Source organism: Actinokineospora auranticolor (assembly GCF_041897805.1).
GTDB classification, from domain to species: domain Bacteria; phylum Actinomycetota; class Actinomycetes; order Mycobacteriales; family Pseudonocardiaceae; genus Actinokineospora; species Actinokineospora auranticolor.
Window position 1 is genome coordinate 3,576,438 of sequence record NZ_CP154825.1, and the last position, 21,252, is coordinate 3,597,689.

Below are 21,252 nucleotides of genomic sequence, written 5' to 3' on the forward strand. Positions count from 1 at the left end.
ATGCACATCCCGGTGACCAGCATCCTGGTCGACGACCAGGCCAAGGCCCTGGCGTTCTACACCGAGGTGCTGGGGTTCGTGAAGAAGACCGACATCGACCTCGGCGGCGGCGCCAAGTGGCTGACCGTCGTCTCGCCCGACGCGCCCGACGGGGTGGAGCTGCTGCTCGAACCCGACGGCAACCCCGGCATCCGGATCGACGACAAGCCCGCCGCGCAGGTGTGGAAGAAGACCCTCTACGACGCGGGTATCCCGTTCACCATGCTCGGCACCAAGGAACTGGACAAGGACCACGCGCGCATGGTGGAGCACGGCGTCCGCTTCACGCAGGAGCCGACCAAGACCGGGTTCGGGGCACAGGCGGTCTTCGACGACACCTGCGGCAACCTCATCCTCCTCGCCCAGCAGGACTGACCGTGGCGGATGAGCGCCGGAGCCTGGCGAAGCGGATCGAGCTGGCCGCGACGCCCGAGCAGGTCTGGCAGGCGGTGTCCACACCGGACGGTCTGTCGCTGTGGTTCGTGCCGCACGAGAACGCGGGCGGTGAGATCGAAGGCGACTTCGGCGGTGGCAACAGCCAAGCGGGCCAAACCCTGGAGCTCGAGCCCGGCCGACGGGTCGTCTTCGGCGCGCCCGGCCCGGACGGCGTCCCCCCGATGACCTTCGAGTTCCTCGTCGAGGGCCGCGCGGGCACCACCGAACTCCGCCTCATCCAGAACGGCTTCTTCGGCGACGACTGGGAAACCGAGTTCGACGGCTTCGGTCGCGGCTGGGACATGTTCCTGCACAACCTCGCCGAGTACTTCCGGCACTTCCCTGGCCTTCCCGTCACCAACGTGGTCGCCACCGCGTTCACCGCGCGCCCCGGTGGCGAGGTGTGGACCGACCTCACCACCCGACTCGGCGCGGACCCGGCCCTGAGCCTTGACGACCAGGTGCGCCTCACCCCCGACGGCCTTGACCCCATCGAGGGCGTCGTCGACCTGCGCGGTGACCGCCTCCTCGGCATCCGCACCGAGAACGGCTTCTACCGCTTCATGTCCGACGACATCCACCACATGGTGAACACGTCGCAGTACTTCTACGGCGTCACCGTGGACCGCGCCACCCGCACCGCCGCCTGGCAGACCTGGATCGACGGCCTCGCCGGGGTGTGAAAGCGGTCAGGGGGCGTTGGCTACCGGCGATCGTCACCGGCAGTGAGGGGGCGGCCGTGCCCGGTGCGGGCAGGAACAGCCGCGCCAGGTGGTCCGGGCCGTCGTGGCCGAAGTCGGCCAACCCCGGGCCCGCCAGGGTGACGCGGGCCATCCGGGCGGAGATCAGCCGTTTCGCGATCACCTCCACCGGGATCGCGTAGTGCGTCCGAACCGGTGCCCCCACCGCCGAGCCTGTTGCCAGCCCGGTCCAACCCGGGAATATTCCCTCGAACAGATCACCGTGCTGGACGAGACTGACGTCCTGCTGGATCCGCCTGCTCCCGACGGCGTGACGCCGTCACCGGACAACGCGCCACTGACCTGGGAACGCCCTGGGGCAGAGGCTGCCCGCCGTCCAGGCGGGTCGGTCCACCCGGTGCCCGCGTCGCCGAGCGCCGCGCTGGAGCGGATCAGTGGCTTCGACAGGGGTGTTGGCCGAGCTGGGAGGGTGATCCGGGCATGTCGGGGGCGATGGGTGCGCGGGGTGTGCTGGTCCGGGCAGTACGGCGGCACCTGTCCCGGTTGGTCGCCGGGGCGCTGCTGCTGTCGGTCCACCAGGCCGCCGAGGTCGCCGTACCGGTGGCCATCGGCCTGGTGATCGACCGCGCGGTCGCGACCGGTGACCGCACCGCGCTCGCCTGGTCGGTGGTCGCGCTCGCCGCGCTGTTCGCGGTCCTGTTCTTCGCCTGGCAGTTCGGGGCGCGGCAGACCCTGGTGGCGCTGGAACGCGAGACGCACCTGCTGCGGGTGGCGGTGGCCGCGCGGGTACTCGACCCGCGCGGCCACCGCACCGGCCTGCGCACGGGGGAGTTGCTCTCCATCGCCGCTTTCGACGCCCAGCGCACCGGCGTCGTGCTGCGCGCCTTCGTGGTCGCCGTCGGCTCGGTGGTCGCCCTGGTGTCCGCCGCGGTGATCCTGCTGACCATCGACCTGTGGCTCGGGATCGGCGTGCTCGTGGGTGTCCCCGGGCTCGCGTTCGCCACCCAGGCCATCGCGCCGCTGATGACCCGCCGCAGCGGTGCGCAGCAGGAGGCCGCGGGCCGGACCGCCGCGCTGGCCACCGACCTGGTCGGCGGGCTGCGGGTGCTGCGCGGCATCGGCGCCCAACACGCCGCGGCCGCGCGCTACCGCCGCTCCAGCGAGACCGCGCTGGCCGCGAGCCTGCGCGCGGCGGGCACGAGCGGGCTCTACGAAGGTGTCACCACGGCTGCGGGCGGTCTGTTCCTGGCGGCAGTCGCCGGGTTCGCGGGCTGGTTCGCCCTCACCGGCAGGCTGACCGTCGGGGAGCTGATCACGGTCGTGGGGCTCGCCCAGTTCATCGCTGAACCGCTGCGCGCCCTGGGCTGGTGCGGTGGTCAGGTGGCGAGCGCGCGGGCCTCGGCGGCGCGCCTGGCCGAGGTGTTCGACGCCGACCCGGACGCCGCGGGCGGCACGCGCGACGTCGACACCGCCGACGGGATCACCGTGGCGCTCAAGGGCGTTTCCTACCGCACGCTCCAAGACGTCGACCTCGACCTACGCCCCGGCGAACTCGTCGGCGTGCTCGCGAGCGACCCCCGCGACGCGGACGCGCTCGTCGCCGTCCTCGCCGGACGCGCGGCCGAGCGCACCGGCGACCTGCTCATCGGCGACGTCCCCGATGGTGAACTCCACCTCGACGCCCGGCGCCGCGCGGTGCTCGTCGAGCAGCACGACACCGCCCTGTTCGCGGGCACGCTGCGCGGCAACCTCACCGCCGGTGTCCACAACGGACAGCTCGCCGACCCCGAGGAGGAAGTCCTGCGCGCCGTCGAGGCGGCGGCGGCCCGGGATGTCGTCGACGCGCACCCGTCGGGGCTCGACCACCCGGTCACCGACCGGGGCCGCTCGCTGTCCGGCGGGCAGCGGCAGCGGATCGGCCTGGCCCGGGCCCTGCTCTCCGCCGCGCCCGTCCTGGTGCTGCACGAACCGACCACCGCCGTCGACGCGGTCACCGAGGAACGCATCGCCGAACGGCTATCCGGCCGCCGCACCGGGTTGACCACGCTGATCGTGACCAGCAGCCCCGCGCTGCTCGCCCGCGCCGACCGCGTGGTGGTGATCGAGGGCGGTCGCGTCACCCGCACCGGCACCCACGACGAACTCCGCGCCGCCGACGAGACCTACCGCCAGGTGGTGACCCGATGACCGCACCAGTAGGTGGTGACGTGGTGGCAGCGCCCATCCTCCCGGTCGCCGACGCCCGTCGAACCTGGTTGCTGCTGCGCGACGAACTCCTCGCGCACCGCCGGTCCGCCGCCGCCGTGCTGGTGGTCATGCTCGCCGCGAGCGCCGCCGGGCTCGTCGCGCCCTGGGTGCTTGGCCTGCTGGTGGACGACGCCGGTGCGGGCGCGGGCACCGACCGCCTCGTCCCGCTCGTGGTGGTCATGGTGGTCGCCGCGCTGGTCACCGGTGTGCTGGCCGCCTTCGGTGCCACGCTGGTGGCACGGCTGGGGGAGACCGTGCTGGCGCGCGTGCGGGAACGGGTCATGGACCGCGCGTTGCACCTGCCGTCGGCCACCCTCGAACGGGTCGGGGTCGGCGACCTGCTGTCCCGGGTCGGTGACGACGTGTCGGTGGTGACCGGCGCGATCACCACCACCGTCCCCGAGATCGTGCGCGCGTCGTTCACCATCGTCCTCACCGCGGCGGGCCTGTTCGGCCTGGACTGGCGCCTCGGCCTGGCCGGTCTGCTCTCCGCGCCCGCCTACCACCTCGCGCTGCGCTGGTACCTGCCGCGCTCGAAACCCTTCTACGCCGAGGAACGCCTCGCCGTGGGGGAGCGGACCGAGGCCATGGCCTGCTCCCTGTGGGGCGGCGAGACCGTGCGCGCCTACCGGCTGGAGCACCGGCACACCGCCGTCATCGAGGAGAAGTCGCAGGCGGCAATGGACCTGTCGATCGGTGTGTTCCGGGTCTTCACCTGGTTCGCGGGCAGGCTCAACCGCGCCGAGTTCGTCGGCCTGACCGCCGTGCTGGTCGTCGGGTTCTTCCTGGTGCGCGGCGACCTGGCCGCGTCCGGCACGGTCACGGTCGGCACGGTCACCGCCGCCGCGCTGTACTTCCACCGGCTGTTCAACCCCATCGGCTTCCTGGTGATCGAGGTCGACCAGATCCAGCAGGCCGGTGCGGGCCTCGCCCGGCTCGCGGGTGTCGCGAACCTGCCCGGCGCGGAAACGCCCGAGAACCCACCCGTGCCCGCCGACAGCGGTATCGAGTTGGAGGGCATCAGCCACCACTACGAACTCCAGGACGGCAAGGCCGGTTCCGAGGTCGTGCGCGCGGTGACGCTGCGGATCGCACCGGGGGAGCGGGTCGCGCTCGTGGGGGCCAGTGGCGCCGGGAAGTCGACGCTCGCCGGGATCGCGGCGGGCATTCTCCGGCCGACCACCGGGACCGTCCGGCTCGGCGGTGTCGACCTCGACGCGCTCGGCGAGGCCGCGACGCGCAGGCACATCGCGCTGGTGAGCCAAGAGGCGCACGTGTTCGCGGGCACCCTCGCCGACGACGTCCGACTGGCCCGCGAGTCCGCGACCGACGCGGAGGTCACCGCCGCGCTCGACCGCGTCGGCGCCCTGCCCTGGGTCGAGGCGCTGCCCGACGGCATCACCACCGTCGTCGGGGAGGGCGCGCACGGGCTGACCGCGGCCCAGACCCAGCACCTCGCGCTCGCCCGGGTCCTGCTCGCCGACCCCGCCGCGGTCATCCTCGACGAGGCCACCGCCGAGGCGGGCAGCGCGGGCGCCCGGACCCTGGACCGGGCGGCGGAGGCGGTCACCGAGAGCCGCACCGCGCTGGTCGTGGCGCACCGGCTCAGCCAGGCCGTGGCCGCCGACCGGGTCGTGGTGATGGACCGGGGCGCCGTGGTGGAATCCGGCTCGCACGCCGAACTGCTGGCCGCGGGCGGGGCCTACGCGGCGCTCTGGCGCGGGTGGACCGGGCCGATCACGCACACGGGGTGAAGTCGGGGCGCGGGACTTGCTCCTAGCGTCGGCGCGTGACACTTCCCCCCATACCGCGCGCCGTGCAGATCCTGGTCGGCCTGGCGTCGGTGGCCGTTGTCCTGCAAGGGATCTCGTACGCGTCCTGGCTGCTCGGACCGCTCGCGCTGGCCATGATGATCGTGGTCGCCGTGTCCCCCATCCCGCAGTGGTTGCGGGACCGGGGATTACCCTCCTGGCTCGCCACGACGGTCCTCGTCCTCCTCGTCTACGCGGTCATCGCCGTGCTCGTCCTGGTGGTGGTCGTCTCCATAGCCCAACTGGCGACCCTGTTGCCCGCCTACGCCGAGCGCGCCGACGCGCTCGTCGCGGAACTGGCCTCGGCCCTGGCCCGCTTCGGCGTCGGCGCGGACGAGGTGCGCGCCGCCGTCCACGGCCTGGACTTCGGTCGGGTCGTCGGCTACCTGCTCGACATCGTCGGCGCCGTCGGCACGATCGGCGGCGGCCTGGTGTTCCTGCTGTCGCTGCTGCTGTTCCTCAGCATCGACGCCGCCACCGTCCGGCTGCGCCAGCGCTCCGTCGCCGCCGACCGGCCGGAACTGGCGGCGGCGCTCTCCGGGTTCGCCCACGACACCCGCCGCTACCTGTGGGTGACCACGGTGTTCGGGTTCCTGGTCGCGGTGCTCGACGCGATCGGGTTGCTGCTGCTCGACATCCCGCTGCCGCTGCTGTGGGGCGTGCTGTCGTTCGTCACCAACTACGTGCCCAACATCGGGTTCATCCTCGGCGTGGCGCCGCCCGCGCTGCTGGCCCTGCTGCAGGGCGACTGGCAGCTGATGATCGCGGTGATCGTCCTGTACGTCGTGGTGAACTTCGTGCTCCAGTCGGTCATCCAGCCGCGGGTCATCGGCGACACCGTGGGCCTGTCGTCCACCGCCACGTTCCTGTCGCTGATCGTCTGGAGCGCGGTGCTCGGCCCGCTCGGCTCGGTGCTCGCCGTGCCGCTCACCCTGCTGGTCAAGGCGGTGCTGGTGGACGTCGACCCGCGTGCCCGCTGGGTCGACGCGCTCGCGGGCGCGCCGTCGCGGGTACCCACGGCCGCACCCGCTGACGCCGCCGAACCCCACACCGAACCCCCTGCCGAATCCGCGGAACCCGCCGAGGAGAAAGGGACGACCGACTGACCCCGCGCACGCCGAAGGGGCCCGGCCGCGATGGCCAGGCCCCTTCGTCCTTCGGTGACGTTCCGGTACCGCCCGCTCAGTCGCCCAGTTCGCGGCCGTGCACCACGATCGCCCACATCACCAGCACGTCCAGCGCGATGGCGATCAGCGACCACACCGGGTACGCGGGCAGGAAGGCGAACTGGCTGATGGCGTTGAGCGCGGCCAGCACCACGGCGGTGACCCGCGCCCACGCCGCCCCGGAGAACAGCGCGAACCCGGCCGCAGTCGCCAGGGCGCCCAGGATCAGGTGGATCCAGCCCCAGCCGGTGAGGTCGAAGACGAGCAGCCCCTCCGGGCCGACCACGTAGTAGTTCTCCTGGAACAGCGCGACCAGGCCGAAGATGACGGTGAACAGGCCGAGCAGCACCAGCATCACGGCGCCGAACCAGATCCAGCCGATCCACGCCGACCGCTCCCGTTCCCGGTGCCGGGCGGCCGCGTACTCCTCCGTGCGCTCACTCATGACATGTCCTTCTCTCCAATAGGTCCACGGGTGCACGCCGGTCACCCCGGGTACACGCAGCGGAAGCCGATGTCGCCCGCGGAACCGTCCTGGGTGTTCGCGCCGCGCGCGGCCACCCGGTAGCGGTCGCAGTGCGACTCGTGGCTCAGGTACGACCCGCCGCGCAGCACCCGGTGGCTGCCCGAGCGCGGCCCGGTCGGGTCGTCGATCCGGCTGGTGGCGTAGGCGGTCGGGTTGAACCAGTCCGCGCACCACTCCCAGACGTTGCCGGTCATGTTGGACAGCCCGAACCCGTTGGGCTCGTAGGTGTCCACCGGCGCCGTGCCGACCCAGCCGTCCAGGCCCAGGTCGCCGTCCGGGAACTCGCCCTGCCAGATGTTCATCCGGTGCGCGCCGCCGGGCTCCCGCAGGTCGCCCCACGGGTACCGGCGGCCGACCAGACCGCCCCGGGCCGCGTACTCCCACTCGGCCTCGGTGGGCAGCCGGGCGCCCGCCCAGCGGCAGAACGCGCGCGCGTCCCGCCAGCTCACCTGGGTCACCGGGTGGTCGCCGCGGTCCAGCACGGTGGACCCCGGTCCCTCGGGGCTGCGCCAGGTGGCGCCGTGCACCTGGCGCCACCACGGCGCCCGCACCGAGCGGGCCACCGGGTGCCGGTCGGCGAGCAGGCCCGCGAACACGTACGACCAGCCGTAGTGCTCGGCCTCGGTGGTGAAGCCGGTCGCCGCGACGAATTCGGCGAACCGGTCGTTGGTCACGGTGAACCGGTCGATGCGGAACGGGCTGAGCCGCACCACGTGCGCGGGTCCCTCGCCGTCGGCCGGGTGGCCCTCGCCGCTGTCGGTGCCCATCAGGAACTCCCCGCCGGGCAGCGCGACCGCGTCCCCGGCCAGCGGTGCCGTCCTCGTGCGGTTCACGCGCCCACCGCCTCCAACGGCGGCACCACGACCGCGTACACGACCAGCACGCTCAGGGTGATCGCCACGATCGACCAGAGCGGGTACGCGGGCAGGAACAGCAGGTGCCCCACCACCGACAGCAGCGCCAGCGCGAGCGCGCCGACCCTGGCCCACAGCGCGCCGAACTGCACGCCGATCCCGGACACAACTCCGATCAGGCCGAACACCAGCCAGATCCAGCCCCACGCGGTGTAGTCGAACACCAGCAGGTCGCCGTCCGGGGTGCGGTAGAAACCGCTCCGGGTGAGGGCGACCAGCCCGACGCCGACGTCGATCGCGCCGACCAGGAACACCACCAGCCCGCCGAAGGTCAGCCAGCCGGACACCCGCTTGCGCTCGCGCGGGGAGGTCCACTGCGGACCGCTGAGCATCGCCGCCTCCTCCCGCGCTCAGGCGAACGCCGTTCGCAGCGCCTGTTCCTGCCGGTCGTCGAGGTTGGTGTGCACCAGTTCCGCGCGCCCGCCCGGGAAGGCGTCGTGGATCCGGTCCAGCACCACGTCCTCGGTCAGCAGGAACAGCGCCGACGTGCCGGGCACGACCTTGGCCCGCACGTCGGAGATGAACCCGTCGTCGATGCCGATGTCGGTGAACTTCCCGCCCAGCGCCCCGGACGCGGCGCCGATGGCCGCGCCGATGAGCGGCATGAAGAACAGGATGCCGAACAGCAGCCCCCAGAACGTCCCGGTCAGCGCGCCCGCGCCGACCATGCCGTGCAGCTGCTTGGTGCGCGGTTTCGACTCGCCTTCCGGCCAGCTCACCACCGCCGCGTCCACCAGGGTGAGCGCGCCCTCGCGACGCAGCGACTCGACCGTGTCCCGTGCCTGCTCCGCGCCTTCCGCCGTGGGGAACTTCCATACCGTCAACGTGGCCGACATGCGTCGTCCCTCTCGTCCGTGGCCGCTGTGGCCGTCGGTGGAGCCCGGGCCAGCGCCGGGCAGACCCAGCATTTCGGCACGCCCCGCGCCGCCGCCTCCCCTCGGGGAGGTGAAGCCCGGTGCTCCACAGTGGACGAATCCGACCTACTTCGCCGCGGTCAGCAGCCTGCTGGGCCAGTCGACCGAGCGCAGCAGGTCGAACACCCCGATGACGGTGGTGACCACCGGGCCCGGTTGCTCACCGGGGCTCGCCGACCGCTTGGCCGAGGCCAGCAGCACCAGCACGAACAGCACCGTGAGCAGCGACCGCGGCCGCCGTCGCCGCCCGATCACCGCCGCCGCCCCGGCCGGGGAACAGTCCCTTGTGCCCGCATCCCGCGCTCCTCCCGACTAGAGCAACCCTTGTCTGCGCGCGGCCACCACGGCGTCCCGGCGCTGCCGGACGCCGAGCTTGCGGTAGATCCCGCGCAGGTGCGTCTTGACCGTGTTGGCCGAGACGAACATCGACTCCGCTATCTCGTCCACCGTCCGCATCGACGGCAGTTCCAGCAGCAGCTCCAGCTCCCGACTCGTGAGCGGGTCCGCGGTGGTGGCGTCCGCGGGCAGCGCGGACAGGGTGTCCACGGCGAACCGGTCCAGCCTGCCGAAGCGGCCCGCGCCCTCGGCGAGGATGTCCCGGACGGACCGGCGCGCGGTGAGGAAGGGCCGAATGGCCCGGATCGGCTCCGCGGCGCGCAGCGCGCGGGTGACCGCCTCGTGCGCGCGTTGCGGGTTCTCGCCTCGGTCGACCAGCGTGGCCTCCAGCAGCCACGCCTCCACCGCCGTCGTGCCCGCCAGCGGGCTCAGGTCCCCGGCCAGCACGGGACCGAGCAGCCGTCGCGCCTGGATGACCCGGCCGTGGTGCGCGTGCGTTATCGCGTGCAGCACGGGTAGTTCCGCGTGCCCGCCCAGCGCGGACCCGGCCGCGTCGACCAGTTCCGCGGCCCGGCCCGGTTCGCCCACCCGCAGCGTCATGCGGACCAGGGTGGGCATCAGCATCGCGACCAGCTGCGGGCTCACCCGCCGCGCGGTCAGCCCGCGCCAGTGCTGCAGCGCGGTGCGGACCACGGTGTGCGGGTCGGCCGCGCCGTCGAACTCCGCGAACGCGGCCATCGTGCGGCGGGCCAGCTCGATCGTCGGTTCCTGGTGCGCGGGCGCGGTCTCCGCGGCCAGCCTCGCCCACCGCCTCGCCTCGGCCGAGTCGCCCTGCTGGTAGGCGTACGCACCCAGTAGGACGTACGCCGTCGAGCACGGCCACTCCCGCTCCCAGTGGTGCGCCGCGGCCAGGTGCACCGCGCGGCCCGCCCGGCGGTCCATCTCCGGCAGGTCGCCGCGCAACGCCGCGGCGACCGCGAACTGCACCTTGGCCTGCAACGCCAGCCAGGGCAGGTTCTCCCGCAGGCACGACTGCACCACCCGGCTCAGCTCGGACTCCGCGGCCTCCGGGTCGCCCGCCCACAGCGCCGTGGCACCGCGCGCCTGCCGGGTGAGCGTGTCGGCCGCGGCGTCCCCGGTGGGCGTCGCGCGGGCCTGCGGCAGCACGCCCGTGGCGTCCAGGTGGGCCCGTCGCGAGAGCACGGTCTCGTACACCGCACGCACGCGGTCCGTCCACGGTGCCGCGTCGGTGTCGTCGATGCGGCCGAGGAAACCGTCCGCCGCCGCGGGATCGGGCGCCTCCAGCGCCGCGAACGCCGCCGTCACCGCGAAGGTCGGCTCCGCCAGCCGCTCGTCCGGCAGGGTGGCCAGCGCCGCGCGCAGCGGCGCGCCGTGTCCACGCAGGATCTGCCCGACCCCGTCGCCCGCCACCAGTTCCGCCACGAGTTCGGTGTCCTGGGCTTGAGCGGCGTGGTGCAGGGCGCTGGTCACGTCGCCCTCGGCGCGGAACCAGCGCGCCGCGCTCTGGTGCAGCCGCTGCGCCGCGCCGGGCCGGGTCCTGGCCAGCTCGGCGCGCAGGTGCTCGCGCAGCAGCGGGTGGTACCGGTACCACTCGCCCGGCACGTCGTCGCAGCGCGTCACCAGGAAGTTCGTGCGCGCCAAGCCGTGCAGCACGGTGCCCGCGTGCCGCTGTCCGGACAGCACCGAGGCCAGTTCCACCCCGACCCGGTCGCACACGCTGGTGGACAACAGGAACTGCCTGGTCTGCGGCGGGTGCGCGCCGAGGACCTCCTCGGCGAAGTAGTCCCCGGCCAGCGGGTCCTCGGCCGGGAACGCCGTCAGCGAGCGGTTTTCGGCCGGTTGCCCGGCCAGCCAGAGCGCGGCCAGCCGGGTGCCCGCGACCCAGCCCCTGGTCAGGTCGAGCAGGTCCGCGAGCTCCGCCTCGGACAGCGCCACGTGGTGCTCGGCCAGCAGCGCCTCGGCTTCCGGTGCGGTGAGCGCGAGTTCGCGGCCGTCGATCTCGCGCAACCGCCCGTCCAGGCTCAGCTTGGACAGGTGCACCGGGGGCGTGCGGCCCGCCAGGACCAGTCGCAGGTGGTCCGGTGCGTGCCGGACCAGGGTGGTGAGCACGCCGAGGACCTGCTGGTCGGACAGCTCGTGCACGTCGTCGAGCACCAGGCAGGTCTGGTCGGCGAGGCCGTCCATGGCGCGCGTCAGGTCGCCGAACGGGTCGGCGGACTCCGGCGGCGGGCACTCGTCGCGGTCGTCCGCGCCCGCGAGCGCGGCGTGGATGGTCGTCCACAACCGCGTCGGGTCGTTGTCGTGCCGGTCCAGCGTGGCCCACCGCACCGGCCGGTCCGCGGGGCGGGTAGCCGCCCACGCGGCCAGCGCGGTGGTCTTGCCCGACCCGGCCGGACCGTGCACAACGGTCACCGCGGGCGGTGTGCCGGGGTCGGTCACGTGGGCGTCGAGCGCGGCGGCCAGGCGCTCGCGCCACGGCCGGGTCGCGGCGCTGGTGGGCACGCGGACCTTCCCGGCGGGCACGGTCGGCCGGTGCCCGGTTGTGTCGGAATGGGCGCGCATGTCGTTCAGGTCCCGCATCGTGCGTTCTGCTCCTCTTCCGCTGTTCGTTGGCCGGGGTTCGCGCACATTCCGGTTTGCCCCATGCGATACCCGCGGCCACCTATATCCCCTTCTTTCGGCGAGTAGATCGTCGGTTCTTGATGACCGGCGTCACCTCATGTGGGCGAAACGGCTCACAAAATGAGGCCGCGTGCTGAAATCATTGCGGCGTATGCCGGTGCGTAACCGCGATTGGAACCGCATTCACAGTTTCCCCGTGGAAAGTGGTAATGGTCTGCGCTCACCCGCCACGGGTGATGATCATGACCGCCGAACAGCGAAAACGCCCCGAGGCGCGGGCCTCGGGGCGGTGTCGGGTGGTTCGGTCGGTCGTGCTCGGTCGGTTGTCGGTCCCGGTGTCGGTTCAGGTGAGGATGCGGGCGGCGCTCGCCGCGGCGGGCAGGGCCGCGGCGGCGACGGCCAGGCCGATGGCGCAGCACAGCACCACCAGCCTGGCCGCGGCGGGCATCCGCCGCCCGCGCCGCCCGGGCCGGTGGGGCTGCCCGGCACCAGGGGGGTTCAGAGGGTTGAGTGGGTTGAAGGGGTCGGCCGCCGCCAGTGCGTTCGTCAGGTTGGTCATGTCGGACCTCTCGTCGGACCGGTGCGGACACCGGTGCCGGACCCGGCCGTAACGAGCGCCTCCGCGCGGCCCCGACTCCGCTTGGGGGCGCGCCGGGTCCGGCACCGGCGGACGGGCGCGGGGACCGTGGTGGCCCGGTGGTGGCCCCGGCTGCTCCGTCTGCGTCGATCATGTCGCCCCGCGCCGGGCCGGTTCGTCACCCGAACAGGAGGAGATCGGCACCGACGGTCAGCACCCGCACTGCCGCGGCGTGCAGCCCGGGGGCCGCGACCAGGAAGTCCGCCGCGCCGGGCGTCCACGGCGCGCCTGCCGCGGTGCTGACCACCGCGCCCGCCTCGGCGGCGACCAGGCTCGCGCCGAGCAGGTTCTCGCTGTCGCGGCCGTACTGCCAGAACAGGTCCACCCGGCCCGCCGCCACGTCCGCCACCTGCCACGACGTCGGCCCGAGGTTGCGCACGGCGGCCACGGTGTCCAGCACCCGGGGCAGCGCGAGCCCGGCCAGCCGGTTCGCGTCGGGCTGCCGGACGTGCGGGTGGCTCGTGGCGGCGAGCGCGGCGGCCGGGTCGGTCTTGGTCGACGGCCGGATCGGCGCGCCGTCGCGGTGCGCGCCGCCCCCGGCCACGGCGGTGTAGGTCTCGCCGAGGTGGGGGGAGTGCAGGACGGTGAGGGTCGGGACCTCGTCGACGAGGAGGGCGACGGACACGCACCACTGGGGGAGACCCTGCAGGTACTGCACGGCGCCGTCCAGCGCGTCGACGACCCAGCAGCCGCCTGCGGGGGTGAGCGGGTCGAGCCGCCCGCGCAGCGCCGCGCACAGGGCGTCGTCGAGCTCGGTGAACTCGCGGTGCAGGGCGTCGAGGGTGTCCGGGGCGGTGGTGCCGCGGCGGTCGGGGATGGTCGCGGCGACCGTGCGGACGATCTTGGTCACGGTGTGCAACATGGGACAAGCGTGGTCGCGGGTGCTCGGTTATGGTGCCTGTGAGCGTCGCAGTGAGCGGAAGTGGACACCCGTGGTCGAGGAGTTGGGTGATTTCGATCAGCGCGTTGCCTCGGCCCTGCAGGTCGACGGCCGCGCCGCGCCCGGCCGCCTGGCCGAGGTGCTCGGCGTCTCGCCGCGCACGGTCACCCGGTCGCTGACCCGCCTGGCGGACCGGATCCGGGTCGTGCGGGTGCCGGACCCGCGCCACGGCCTGCCCGCGGTCACTCTGCTGCGGGTGCGGGTGTTGCGCGGTCGGGTGGAGCGCTTCGCGGACGCGCTGTCCCAGCATCCGGAAACCCTCTTCGTCGACATCCTCGAAGGCGGGGAGGAAATTAGCGCCGTCGTGGTCGGACCTAAACCGCATCTGCCGACCGCGGGCGCCATTACCAATGTCCAGGTGCTGTCGGTGCTGCACGTATTCTCCGATGCCGCGGACTGGCGCACGGGCCGCTTGTCGAAAGCGGAAGTCGAGGCGTTGACCCCGCCGCCCGCGACCGGGGCGCACGCCCCGGACGAACAGGACCGGCGATTGCTGGAACTGTTGACAAAGGACGCTCGAACGGGACCGTCCGCGTTGTCCGTCGCGTTGGGCGTGCCGGAATCCACGCTGCGCAGGCGAATGGACCGGCTCACTTCGGCCGGATTGGTCCGGACCTGCGTGGTGGCCGATCCGCGACTGTTCGGTCTCCAAGTGGACGCCAACCTCTGGCTGACCGTCCCACCCGGACGGTTGGCCGAGATCGGCGGCAGGCTCGCCCGCGACCCGATGGTGCACGGCGTGCTCGCCACGACCGGGCCGACCAACCTGATGGCGGCCGTGTTCTGCCGCGACTTACCCGCGCTCTACGACTTCGTCACCCGGCTCGACGGCGTGCCCGCCGCGGAGGTGACGGTGGTGGGCGGCGCGGTGAAGCGCGCGGGGCACCGGCACCCGGTCTGAGGTGCCCGGTACGGACCCGGGTCCGGGTCGGACAAGTCATCCCCGGGGGTCCTCCCCGGGGATGACGTCGGCTCAGCGCCGGGCGGCTTAGCGTCCGGGGGTGTGGGGATGATGGTGTTCAGGCGCGTGAGCGCGGTTCTCGTCGTGGCGGTCGGGCTCGTGGTCGCGGCGGCGGCGGGGTTGACCGGGGCGGTGGTCGTCGCGGCGGTGACCGACCGGCTGTGGCTGATCGCGGCCGCGGGTTTCGCGGCGTTCGCGGTGGTGATGGCCGCCGCCGGGTGGGCCGGGTTCGCGGTCGGCGGGGCGGGGCGGGCGTGGCGCGACGGGAGCGTGCTGGCCGGGGTCGTCACGGTCGCGGTGACGGTGGTCTGCGCCGTGCTGCTCAACGCGCCCGCGGTGCCGCCCGACGCGGCCGTGCCCGGGGACGTCCGGTTCTGGCAGCTGCCCACCGGGTCGCGCCTCGCCTACGTGTACGAGCCCGCGCAGGGGACCAAGCGCGCGAACCCGTGGTGCTGCTGCACGGCGGGCCCGGCACGCCCGCCGAGGGGATCTCGGCCACGGGGCGGGCGCTGGCCGCGGCGGGCTTCGACGTCTACTCCTACGACCAGCTCGGCTCCGGCCGCTCGACCCGCCTCGACGACCCGTCCGGCTACACCGTCGCCCGGCACGTCGCCGACCTGGAGGCCGTCCGCGACCGGCTCGGCGCCGGGAAGCTCGTGCTGGTCGGGCAGTCGTGGGGCGGGTCGCTGGCCGCCCAGTACCTCGCGGCGCACCCGGACCGCGTGGCGCGCGCGGTGTTCGCGTCACCGGGCGAGCTGTGGCCGCGCGCGTGGCGGGACGGGGTGGGCGAGCCCAGGCTCAACCGGGCGCAGCGGGACCGCCGGGACGACCTGGTGACCTCGCCGCGGTTGCTGCTGGCCTCGGCGCTGCTGTCGGTCAACCCCCGGGCCGCGCACGACTTCCTCGGCGACGCGGAGGCCGACCGGCGGATGCGGGAGATCGGCGTGGCGATCAAGGACGCGACCGGCTGCCCCGGCGCGCCACCGGCGGCCGTGCACGACAACCCGCCCGGCTTCTACGCCAACCAGCGGACCGTCGCCGACTTCGACGACGTCCCCGACCCGCGCCCGGCGCTGCGCGCGGTCCGGGTGCCCGCGCTGGTGCTGCGCGGGGAGTGCGACTACATCAAGGAAGCGGTCACGGCCGAGTACACCGCTGTCCTCGCCGGCGCCACGCTGGTCACCGTTCCCGGCGCGGGCCACAACATCGCCGCGGCCCGCCCGGACGCCCACCGCGACCTGATCACCGCCTTCCTCCTGGACGAACCGCTTCCCCAGCCGTGAACAGGTAGTTGCGGTGACCGTCGACCAGCCCCGGTACCGGCTGCCAGGCGCCGCGCCAGACCCGCGGTCGGTAGCCGAACTCGCCGAGCCACGCGAGGAACTCCGGTGGGGCGAGGCCGTAGCGGGCCAGGTGGCGGGGCTCGACCTCCAGCAGCAACGCCGGGCGGTCGCGGCCCAGCAGGTCCGCGCCGCCGCGCAGGACCGACCACTCGGAACCCTCGGTGTCCGCCTTGACGAAGTGGACCCGCGGCAGGCCGAGCCGGGCGGCGAAGTCGTCGAGGCGCTCGGTCGGGGTGCGCACCTCGACCTGCGCGTCGAACTCCCGGTTGGCGCCCAGCGCGGCGGTGCCGCCGGTGAGGAAGGCCCGGCCGGTGACGAACCGGGGACCGCGCAGGGGCACGCTCAGGTGGGACCGACCGGTCACCTCGGCCAGCGCCAGGGCGTGCGCCCGGACCGCGGGGCCGCGCCGCAGCGCCAGCAGCTCGGAAACCGCGCGGTGGGCGAAGACCAGCGGTTCGATGCTGTGCACCTGACCGCCCGGACCGACGAGGCGGGCCAGCTCCGCGGTGTAGATCCCCGCTCCCGCGCCGATGTCGAGGCACACGTCACCCGGTCGCACCAGCGCCGAGAGGCCCAGCACCTCGCTCTCCACCCACGGCGTCAGCCGGGCCAGCGCCCGGGTCGTCAGGGAAACCGCTTGGTCCACAAGGGAAGTCACGGCACCGACGCTAGGCGCCGGTGGGCGCCGTGCCGTCCCGCGCGGGAGCCCGGCCCCGGCCCCCGCCAAGGGGTGCCCGACGGGTGGTGTGGCTCCCAAGAGTGATGATCACGAACCCCATCGGGGGACCGCACCCGGCGCGCGGCGCCCTACCGTGGGGGTATGCACACGCGGAACGGACAGCGGGCGACCGTGGTGGCGGCGACCGCGGTGTTCGTGGCGGCCGCCGCCTCGGCCGGTGGGGTGATCTCGGGGCGGTTGTGGGACTGGGCCGTGTGGCCGGTCGCGGTGGCGCTCGGCGCGGCCGTCGCGGGGCCGCTGCCGTGGTGGCGGACAAGACCCTTCCCGGCGTGGCTGGTGGCCTGCGCCGCGACGGTGGCGACGCGGCTGCTGGAGGTCTGGCTCGCGGTCCCGCCCGGCCTGCTGACCACCGCCGCGGTCTTCGCGCTGACCCCGCTGCTGGTCGGCGTCGGCATGGCCCTGCGCCGCCCCCGCGCGCTGGCGGTCGCGGCGATCACGGTGGTGGTCATGGCGTTCACCCAGCCCGGCGCCGACTTCGGCGTCGTGCTGCTCGCCGCCGTGACCGCGACCCTGCTGGGCATGGCCACCGCCGCGCGGAGCCGGGCGGAGGCCGAACTGGACCGGGAACGGCTGCGCCAGGAGACCCTCGCCGCCCGGGCCCGGATCGCCCGGGAACTGCACGACGTCGTGGCGCACCACATGTCGCTCGTCGCCGTCCGCGCGGAAACCGCGCCGTACCGGCTCGCCGAGGTGCCCGACGCGACCGCCGCCGAGTTCGCCGACATCGCCGCCGCGTCCCGGTCCGCGCTGGCCGAGATGCGGGTGCTGCTCGGCGTCCTGCGCGCCGACACCGAGGCCGACCGCGCGCCCCAGCCCACCGTCGCCGACCTGCCCGACCTGGTCGACCGCGCCCGCGCGTTGGGCGCCGAGGTCCACCTGGCGCTCGACGAGCCGAGTCGCGGGCTGTCCGGTGTCCGCGCGCTCGCCGTGCACCGGATCGCGCAGGAGGCGTTGAGCAACGCCGTCGCGCACGCGCCCGGGCAGGCCGTCGACCTCTCGATCACCACGGCGGGCGGGGTGGTGGTCGTCGAGTCGCGCAACCGGCTCACCAGCACCGCGCACGGCACCGGGCTCGGGGTGCTCGGGATGCGGGAACGGGCCGAACTCCTCGGCGGCACCCTGGTGGTGGACCGGACCGGCGACGAGTTCCTGGTCCGCGCGGAGATCCCCGTCCCCCGCGCGGAGACCGCGTGATCACCGTGGTCGTGGTGGACGACCAACCGGTGGTGCGCGAGGGGTTCGCCGCGCTGCTGGACCGCCAGGACGACATCTGCGTCGCGGGCACCGCGGGCGACGGCGAACACGCCTTGGCGCTGTGCGGGCGGGAACGGCCGGACGTGGTGCTCATGGATGTCCGGATGCCCGTCCTCGACGGGGTCGCCGCGACCGGCAGGCTGGTGGCGGACCACCCGGACACCCGGGTCCTGATGCTCACCACCTTCGACATCGACGAGTACGTCTACGCGGCGCTGCGCGCGGGCGCGAGCGGCTTCCTGCTCAAGGACGCGACCGCGGCCGACCTCGTCGCCGCCGTCCGCGCGGTCGCCTCGGGCGGCGCACTCCTGGCCCCGACCGTCACCCGCCGCCTCGTCGAGCGGTTCGTGGCGCAGGACCCGCTGCCACCGGACAGCACCGCGATATCCCGGCTGACACCCCGCGAACGGGAAGTCCTCACCCTGGTGGCGCGTGGGCTGTCGAACGCGGAGGTGGCCCGCGCGCTGCACCTGGCCGAGGAGACGATCAAGACCCACGTCGGCCGGGTCCTCGGCAAGCTGGGGCTGCGGGACCGCGTGCAGGCCGTGGTCTTCGCCTACGAGAACGGCGTCGTCACGCCGCGGGCGGGCGGCTACGGTCGACCGCGTGCCCCGACTCGCCATGGTGAACCTCAAAGCCCGGGATGACGCGGCGCTCGGCCGGTTCTGGGCCGCGGTGCTCGACTGGGTCGTGTTCCACGAGGGGCCCGGTTCGACCGCGCTCGGACCGGCGGGCTTCGCCTGGCCGGACCCGGACGCCCTCTGCCTCGACGTCGTCGCGGTCCCGGACCCCGAGGCGGTGCGCGGCCGCGTGCGCCTCGACCTCGCCGCCGCCTCCGCGACCCACCAGGCGGAGTTGGTGGCGCGCCTGGTGGCGTCGGGGGCGAAGCGCGTCGGCGGTGGTGACGAGCCGTGGACCACCCTGACCGACCCGGAGGGCAACGTCTTCCGCGTGCGGCGGGAGACCGACCGGGACACCGGGCCGATCGCCGCGGTGGTGGTCGGCTGCGCGGATCCCCGTGCCATGGCCCGGTTCTGGGGCACGGCGATGGCGTGGACCACGCACGAGGCGCGCGACGACCGCGCGAGACTGCGCGCGGCCACGGGGATCGGCCCCTACCTGGAGTTCGTCCCCGACCCGCTCGTCACCCGGAACCGCTTCCACCTCGACCTCACCCCGAGTCCGCGCGCGGACCACCCGGCCGAAGTGGCCCGGCTGCGGACCCTCGGCGCCGCCGACGCCGACATCGGTCAGGGCGCGGTGCCGTGGGCCGTCCTGGCGGACCCGGAGGGCAACCGGTTCTGCGTCCTCACCCGCTAGCGGGTGAGGCGCACCGGGAGGCTCGTCAGGCCGCGGTTGCGGAACGACGGCAGCCACCGGGGTTCGAAGTCGGGGGTGGCGGGTGCGCAGCCGCGCGCCAGCAGGGCCGCGATCGCGATGCCCGCCTCCACCTGGCTCAGCCGCGAGCCGAAGCTGCGGTGCGGGCCGTGCCCGTAGCTCAGGTGGGGGTTGGGGTCGCGCCGGAGGTCGAGGGTGTTCGGGTCCGCGAAGACCGCCGGGTCGCGGTTCGCCGCCGCGATGCCCAGCAGCACGGTGTCGCCCGCCGGGATCACGGTTCCCGCGATCTCCACGTCCGTCCGCGGGAACCGGCGGATGGCGAACTGGAGCGGCTGGTCGTAGCGGGTCAGCTCCTCGACCGCCGACGGCAGCACATCCGGGTGGGCACGCAGGTCCGCCAGCTGCTCCGGCGCGGCGAACAGCGCCCACACGCCGTTGCCGATGAGGTTGACCAGGTTCTCGTAGCCCGCCCACAGCCCCAGGAACGCCAGCGACACCAACTCGGCCTCGCTGAGCCGGTCCTCCTCGTCGCGCACCGCGATCAGGGCGGACAGCAGGTCGTCGGCCGGCGCCGCGCGCTTGGCCGCGACCAGGTCGACCAGGAACCCGTACATGGCGGCCACCGCGTCCCGGGCGGCCGTCGGCGGCTGGTCCGGGCGCGGGGTGAGCAGCACGCTCGTCCACGAGCGGAACCGGTCCCGGTCGGCGGCGGGTACGCCGAGCAGGTCGCCGATCACCCGCACCGGCAGCGGCGCGGCGAACGCGGCGATCAGGTCGACGGGCTCGCCGACCGGTACCGCGTCGAGCAGTTCGGTCGCGGCCGCCTCGATCGCCGGTGCCAGCGCCGCCACCCGCTTCGGGGTGAACGCGCCCGCGATCAGGGCGCGCAGGCGGGTGTGGTCCGGCGGGTCGAGGTTGAGCAGGTTGGCGTCGAGCGCGGGCGGCAGCGCGAAGCCCCGGTAGCCCGCGCCCGCGTTGGCCCGGTCCAGGGACAGCCGCGGATCGGCGAGCCCGGCCCGCACGTCGGCGTACCCGGTCACCACCCACGCCTTGGCACCGTCCGGTGTGGACACGTGGTGCGCGCCGCCGTCGGCGCGCAGGCGCGCGTAGGTGGGGTGCGGGTCGGCGAAGAACTCGGCGTCGAAAAGTTCGCTCATCGGTTCCCCACCTTAGCGCGGCCGTCCGCGGTGAAGGCCCGCGATACCCGGACCAGCCAGTCGGTGCCGGTGTCGTGCGGCGGCGCCTCGGATTCCGGGCGCGTGACCGCGTCGGGGCCGTCGCGCAGCGCGGCGGCGATGGCGGCGGCCTCGACCGACGCCCGAAGGTCCGCGCCCGCCAACCCGGCTTCCCGCCCCCGCGCCGTCGCCGCCTCCACCACCGAGGGGTCCTGGTACGGCTGGAGCCACCGGATGCCGTCGCGGATCTCCACGACCCGCCGGTGCAGGCGGAAGTCCAGGTCCCGCACCGCGCGTCGCGGCGCCTGCCGGTCGAGCACGAGGTCCGGGTTCGCCTCGCTCAACGCCGCCCACAGCGGGTAGAGGTCGTTGTGGCGCCGGTAATCGCGCATCCGCACGCGCAGGGCGCTCACCTGCGGCCCCCACCCCGGCACGCTCCACCCGATCAACGTGAGGATGCCGCCCAACCCGGCACCCAACCGCGCCACGAACTCCCACCGCTGCGGGTCCAACCCCAGCGGCGCGGCGATGACGTCCGCGTAGCGGGCCGCCGAGTACAGCAGGCCACCGGTGGCCCCGATGGCCGCCATGCGCAGCCCACGGCGCAGCCAGGGGCCTTCCAGGGCCCGCGCGTGCCGCACGCACCGCGACACCAGCACCGCCTCGGTCACCGCGAACGCGGTCACGTAGAGCATCAGGTAGACCGAATACAGCCCTTTACCGGCAAACCGGATCGCGGCCGTCGTCGTGTCTTCTTCTGTGAGGTCGGCCAAGGCGAACAGCACGGCCATCGCCACTACTACGGCGCCGAAACCCACCACCTGCCGACGCACCATGGGACGGGCGTGTTCGGCGTCGTGCGCCCAGAACGTCAACGCGGCCAACTGCGTCGCGGCCACCCCGATCACGCTGCCCTGCGACAGCAGCAGCGACAGGTTGGGCACACCGGCCGACCGGTCGACCAGCGCCCACACGCGCGGGTCGCTGATGGTGAACGTCAACCCCATGAACAGGAAGAACAACGCCACCGCGACCGCGGCCGGACCGCGACCCGGGCGGGACAGCGCGGGCAGCTTGAACAGCAGGCTGACCCACGCCACCCCCGCGCACAGCGGGTAGAGGACCGCGTTCAC

The 21,252-nt window shown here is 74.0% G+C and carries 23 protein-coding genes; 10 read left to right on the forward strand and 13 right to left on the reverse strand.

Going from position 1 to position 21,252, the window contains the following annotated elements; all coding sequences use genetic code 11:
* On the forward strand, positions 1-414 hold the full coding sequence (locus V5P93_RS16160; RefSeq protein WP_104476480.1) for a VOC family protein: 414 nt from the start codon (positions 1-3) through the stop codon (positions 412-414).
* A 2-nt stretch (positions 415-416) separates the two neighbouring features.
* Positions 417-1,157, forward strand: a complete 741-nt coding sequence (locus tag V5P93_RS16165; RefSeq protein ID WP_181043280.1) for an SRPBCC domain-containing protein — start codon at positions 417-419, stop codon at positions 1,155-1,157.
* Here the strand turns inward: V5P93_RS16165 and V5P93_RS16170 are convergent.
* Entirely contained in the window at positions 1,090-1,380 is a 291-nt protein-coding gene (locus V5P93_RS16170) for a siderophore-interacting protein (RefSeq protein WP_104476483.1), read from the reverse strand. The genes V5P93_RS16165 and V5P93_RS16170 overlap by 68 nt on opposite strands.
* A gap of 275 nt (positions 1,381-1,655) precedes the next feature.
* On the opposite strand from V5P93_RS16170, the gene V5P93_RS16175 reads away from it, so the two are divergent.
* The 3 genes from V5P93_RS16175 to V5P93_RS16185 are packed head-to-tail and all read left to right on the forward strand — an operon-like array spanning position 1,656 to position 6,339.
* Positions 1,656-3,362, forward strand: a complete 1,707-nt coding sequence (locus V5P93_RS16175; protein ID WP_104476485.1) for an ABC transporter ATP-binding protein — start codon at positions 1,656-1,658, stop codon at positions 3,360-3,362.
* On the forward strand, positions 3,359-5,176 hold the full coding sequence (locus V5P93_RS16180; RefSeq protein ID WP_104476487.1) for an ABC transporter ATP-binding protein: 1,818 nt from the start codon (positions 3,359-3,361) through the stop codon (positions 5,174-5,176). Before V5P93_RS16175 ends, V5P93_RS16180 begins: the two co-directional genes overlap by 4 nt.
* A 35-nt stretch (positions 5,177-5,211) precedes the next feature.
* Positions 5,212-6,339, forward strand: coding sequence for an AI-2E family transporter (locus V5P93_RS16185; RefSeq protein WP_245930975.1), 1,128 nt, complete (start codon positions 5,212-5,214; stop codon positions 6,337-6,339).
* A 76-nt stretch (positions 6,340-6,415) separates the two neighbouring features.
* Here the strand turns inward: V5P93_RS16185 and V5P93_RS16190 are convergent, their stop codons facing one another.
* The 8 genes from V5P93_RS16190 to V5P93_RS16225 form a co-directional block, all read right to left on the reverse strand.
* Positions 6,416-6,844 carry a hypothetical protein gene (locus V5P93_RS16190; RefSeq protein ID WP_104476489.1) on the reverse strand — a complete coding sequence of 143 codons (429 nt, stop codon included), beginning with the start codon at positions 6,842-6,844 and terminating at the stop codon, positions 6,416-6,418.
* Positions 6,845-6,885: 41 nt separating this feature from the next.
* Complete coding sequence (locus tag V5P93_RS16195; RefSeq protein WP_281261634.1) at positions 6,886-7,758, reverse strand: formylglycine-generating enzyme family protein; 873 nt, start codon at positions 7,756-7,758, stop codon at positions 6,886-6,888.
* Positions 7,755-8,171 carry a hypothetical protein gene (locus tag V5P93_RS16200; protein WP_104476491.1) on the reverse strand — a complete coding sequence of 139 codons (417 nt, stop codon included), beginning with the start codon at positions 8,169-8,171 and terminating at the stop codon, positions 7,755-7,757. Before V5P93_RS16200 ends, V5P93_RS16195 begins: the two co-directional genes overlap by 4 nt.
* An 18-nt stretch (positions 8,172-8,189) precedes the next feature.
* Positions 8,190-8,675, reverse strand: coding sequence for a DUF1269 domain-containing protein (locus tag V5P93_RS16205; protein WP_104476493.1), 486 nt, complete (start codon positions 8,673-8,675; stop codon positions 8,190-8,192).
* A gap of 144 nt (positions 8,676-8,819) precedes the next feature.
* Positions 8,820-9,008 (reverse strand): hypothetical protein, encoded by a 189-nt coding sequence (locus tag V5P93_RS16210; protein WP_104476495.1) that lies wholly within the window; start codon positions 9,006-9,008, stop codon positions 8,820-8,822.
* Between the two features lie 57 nt (positions 9,009-9,065).
* Positions 9,066-11,690, reverse strand: a complete 2,625-nt coding sequence (locus tag V5P93_RS16215; RefSeq protein ID WP_104476497.1) for a LuxR C-terminal-related transcriptional regulator — start codon at positions 11,688-11,690, stop codon at positions 9,066-9,068.
* Positions 11,691-12,075: 385 nt separating this feature from the next.
* Entirely contained in the window at positions 12,076-12,291 is a 216-nt protein-coding gene (locus V5P93_RS16220) for a hypothetical protein (protein WP_104476499.1), read from the reverse strand.
* A 196-nt stretch (positions 12,292-12,487) separates the two neighbouring features.
* Entirely contained in the window at positions 12,488-13,231 is a 744-nt protein-coding gene (locus V5P93_RS16225; RefSeq protein ID WP_104476501.1) for an inositol monophosphatase family protein, read from the reverse strand.
* Positions 13,232-13,313: 82 nt separating this feature from the next.
* Here V5P93_RS16225 and V5P93_RS16230 point away from each other — a divergent pair, with 82 nt between their 5' ends.
* Positions 13,314-14,210, forward strand: a complete 897-nt coding sequence (locus tag V5P93_RS16230; RefSeq protein ID WP_245930976.1) for an Lrp/AsnC family transcriptional regulator — start codon at positions 13,314-13,316, stop codon at positions 14,208-14,210.
* Here V5P93_RS16230 and V5P93_RS16235 read toward each other — a convergent pair.
* Positions 14,114-14,659 carry a hypothetical protein gene (locus V5P93_RS16235; protein ID WP_181043282.1) on the reverse strand — a complete coding sequence of 182 codons (546 nt, stop codon included), beginning with the start codon at positions 14,657-14,659 and terminating at the stop codon, positions 14,114-14,116. The genes V5P93_RS16230 and V5P93_RS16235 overlap by 97 nt on opposite strands.
* Between V5P93_RS16235 and V5P93_RS16240 the strand changes: the two genes are divergently transcribed.
* Positions 14,645-15,553 (forward strand): alpha/beta hydrolase, encoded by a 909-nt coding sequence (locus V5P93_RS16240; protein ID WP_342752242.1) that lies wholly within the window; start codon positions 14,645-14,647, stop codon positions 15,551-15,553. The two genes, V5P93_RS16235 and V5P93_RS16240, sit on opposite strands and share 15 nt — an antisense overlap.
* On the opposite strand, the gene V5P93_RS16245 is transcribed toward V5P93_RS16240, so the two are convergent.
* Complete coding sequence (locus V5P93_RS16245) at positions 15,513-16,271, reverse strand: FkbM family methyltransferase (RefSeq protein WP_104476507.1); 759 nt, start codon at positions 16,269-16,271, stop codon at positions 15,513-15,515. The genes V5P93_RS16240 and V5P93_RS16245 overlap by 41 nt on opposite strands.
* Positions 16,272-16,433: 162 nt before the next feature.
* Between V5P93_RS16245 and V5P93_RS16250 the strand changes: the two genes are divergently transcribed.
* From V5P93_RS16250 to V5P93_RS16260, 3 genes are read left to right on the forward strand one after another with little or no spacing between them, the layout of a single operon-like run.
* Positions 16,434-17,546, forward strand: coding sequence for a sensor histidine kinase (locus tag V5P93_RS16250; RefSeq protein WP_104476509.1), 1,113 nt, complete (start codon positions 16,434-16,436; stop codon positions 17,544-17,546).
* A complete protein-coding gene (locus V5P93_RS16255) occupies positions 17,543-18,253 on the forward strand; it encodes a response regulator transcription factor (protein WP_104476511.1) in 711 nt (236 codons plus the stop codon). Before V5P93_RS16250 ends, V5P93_RS16255 begins: the two co-directional genes overlap by 4 nt.
* The gene (locus V5P93_RS16260) at positions 18,213-18,926 is read left to right on the forward strand and encodes a VOC family protein (RefSeq protein WP_245930978.1); all 714 of its coding nucleotides are present in this window, start codon (positions 18,213-18,215) and stop codon (positions 18,924-18,926) included. Before V5P93_RS16255 ends, V5P93_RS16260 begins: the two co-directional genes overlap by 41 nt.
* Here V5P93_RS16260 and V5P93_RS16265 read toward each other — a convergent pair.
* The gene (locus tag V5P93_RS16265) at positions 18,923-20,101 is read right to left on the reverse strand and encodes a cytochrome P450 (RefSeq protein WP_104476513.1); all 1,179 of its coding nucleotides are present in this window, start codon (positions 20,099-20,101) and stop codon (positions 18,923-18,925) included. The genes V5P93_RS16260 and V5P93_RS16265 overlap by 4 nt on opposite strands.
* Complete coding sequence (locus V5P93_RS16270; RefSeq protein WP_104476515.1) at positions 20,098-21,252, reverse strand: MAB_1171c family putative transporter; 1,155 nt, start codon at positions 21,250-21,252, stop codon at positions 20,098-20,100. Before V5P93_RS16270 ends, V5P93_RS16265 begins: the two co-directional genes overlap by 4 nt.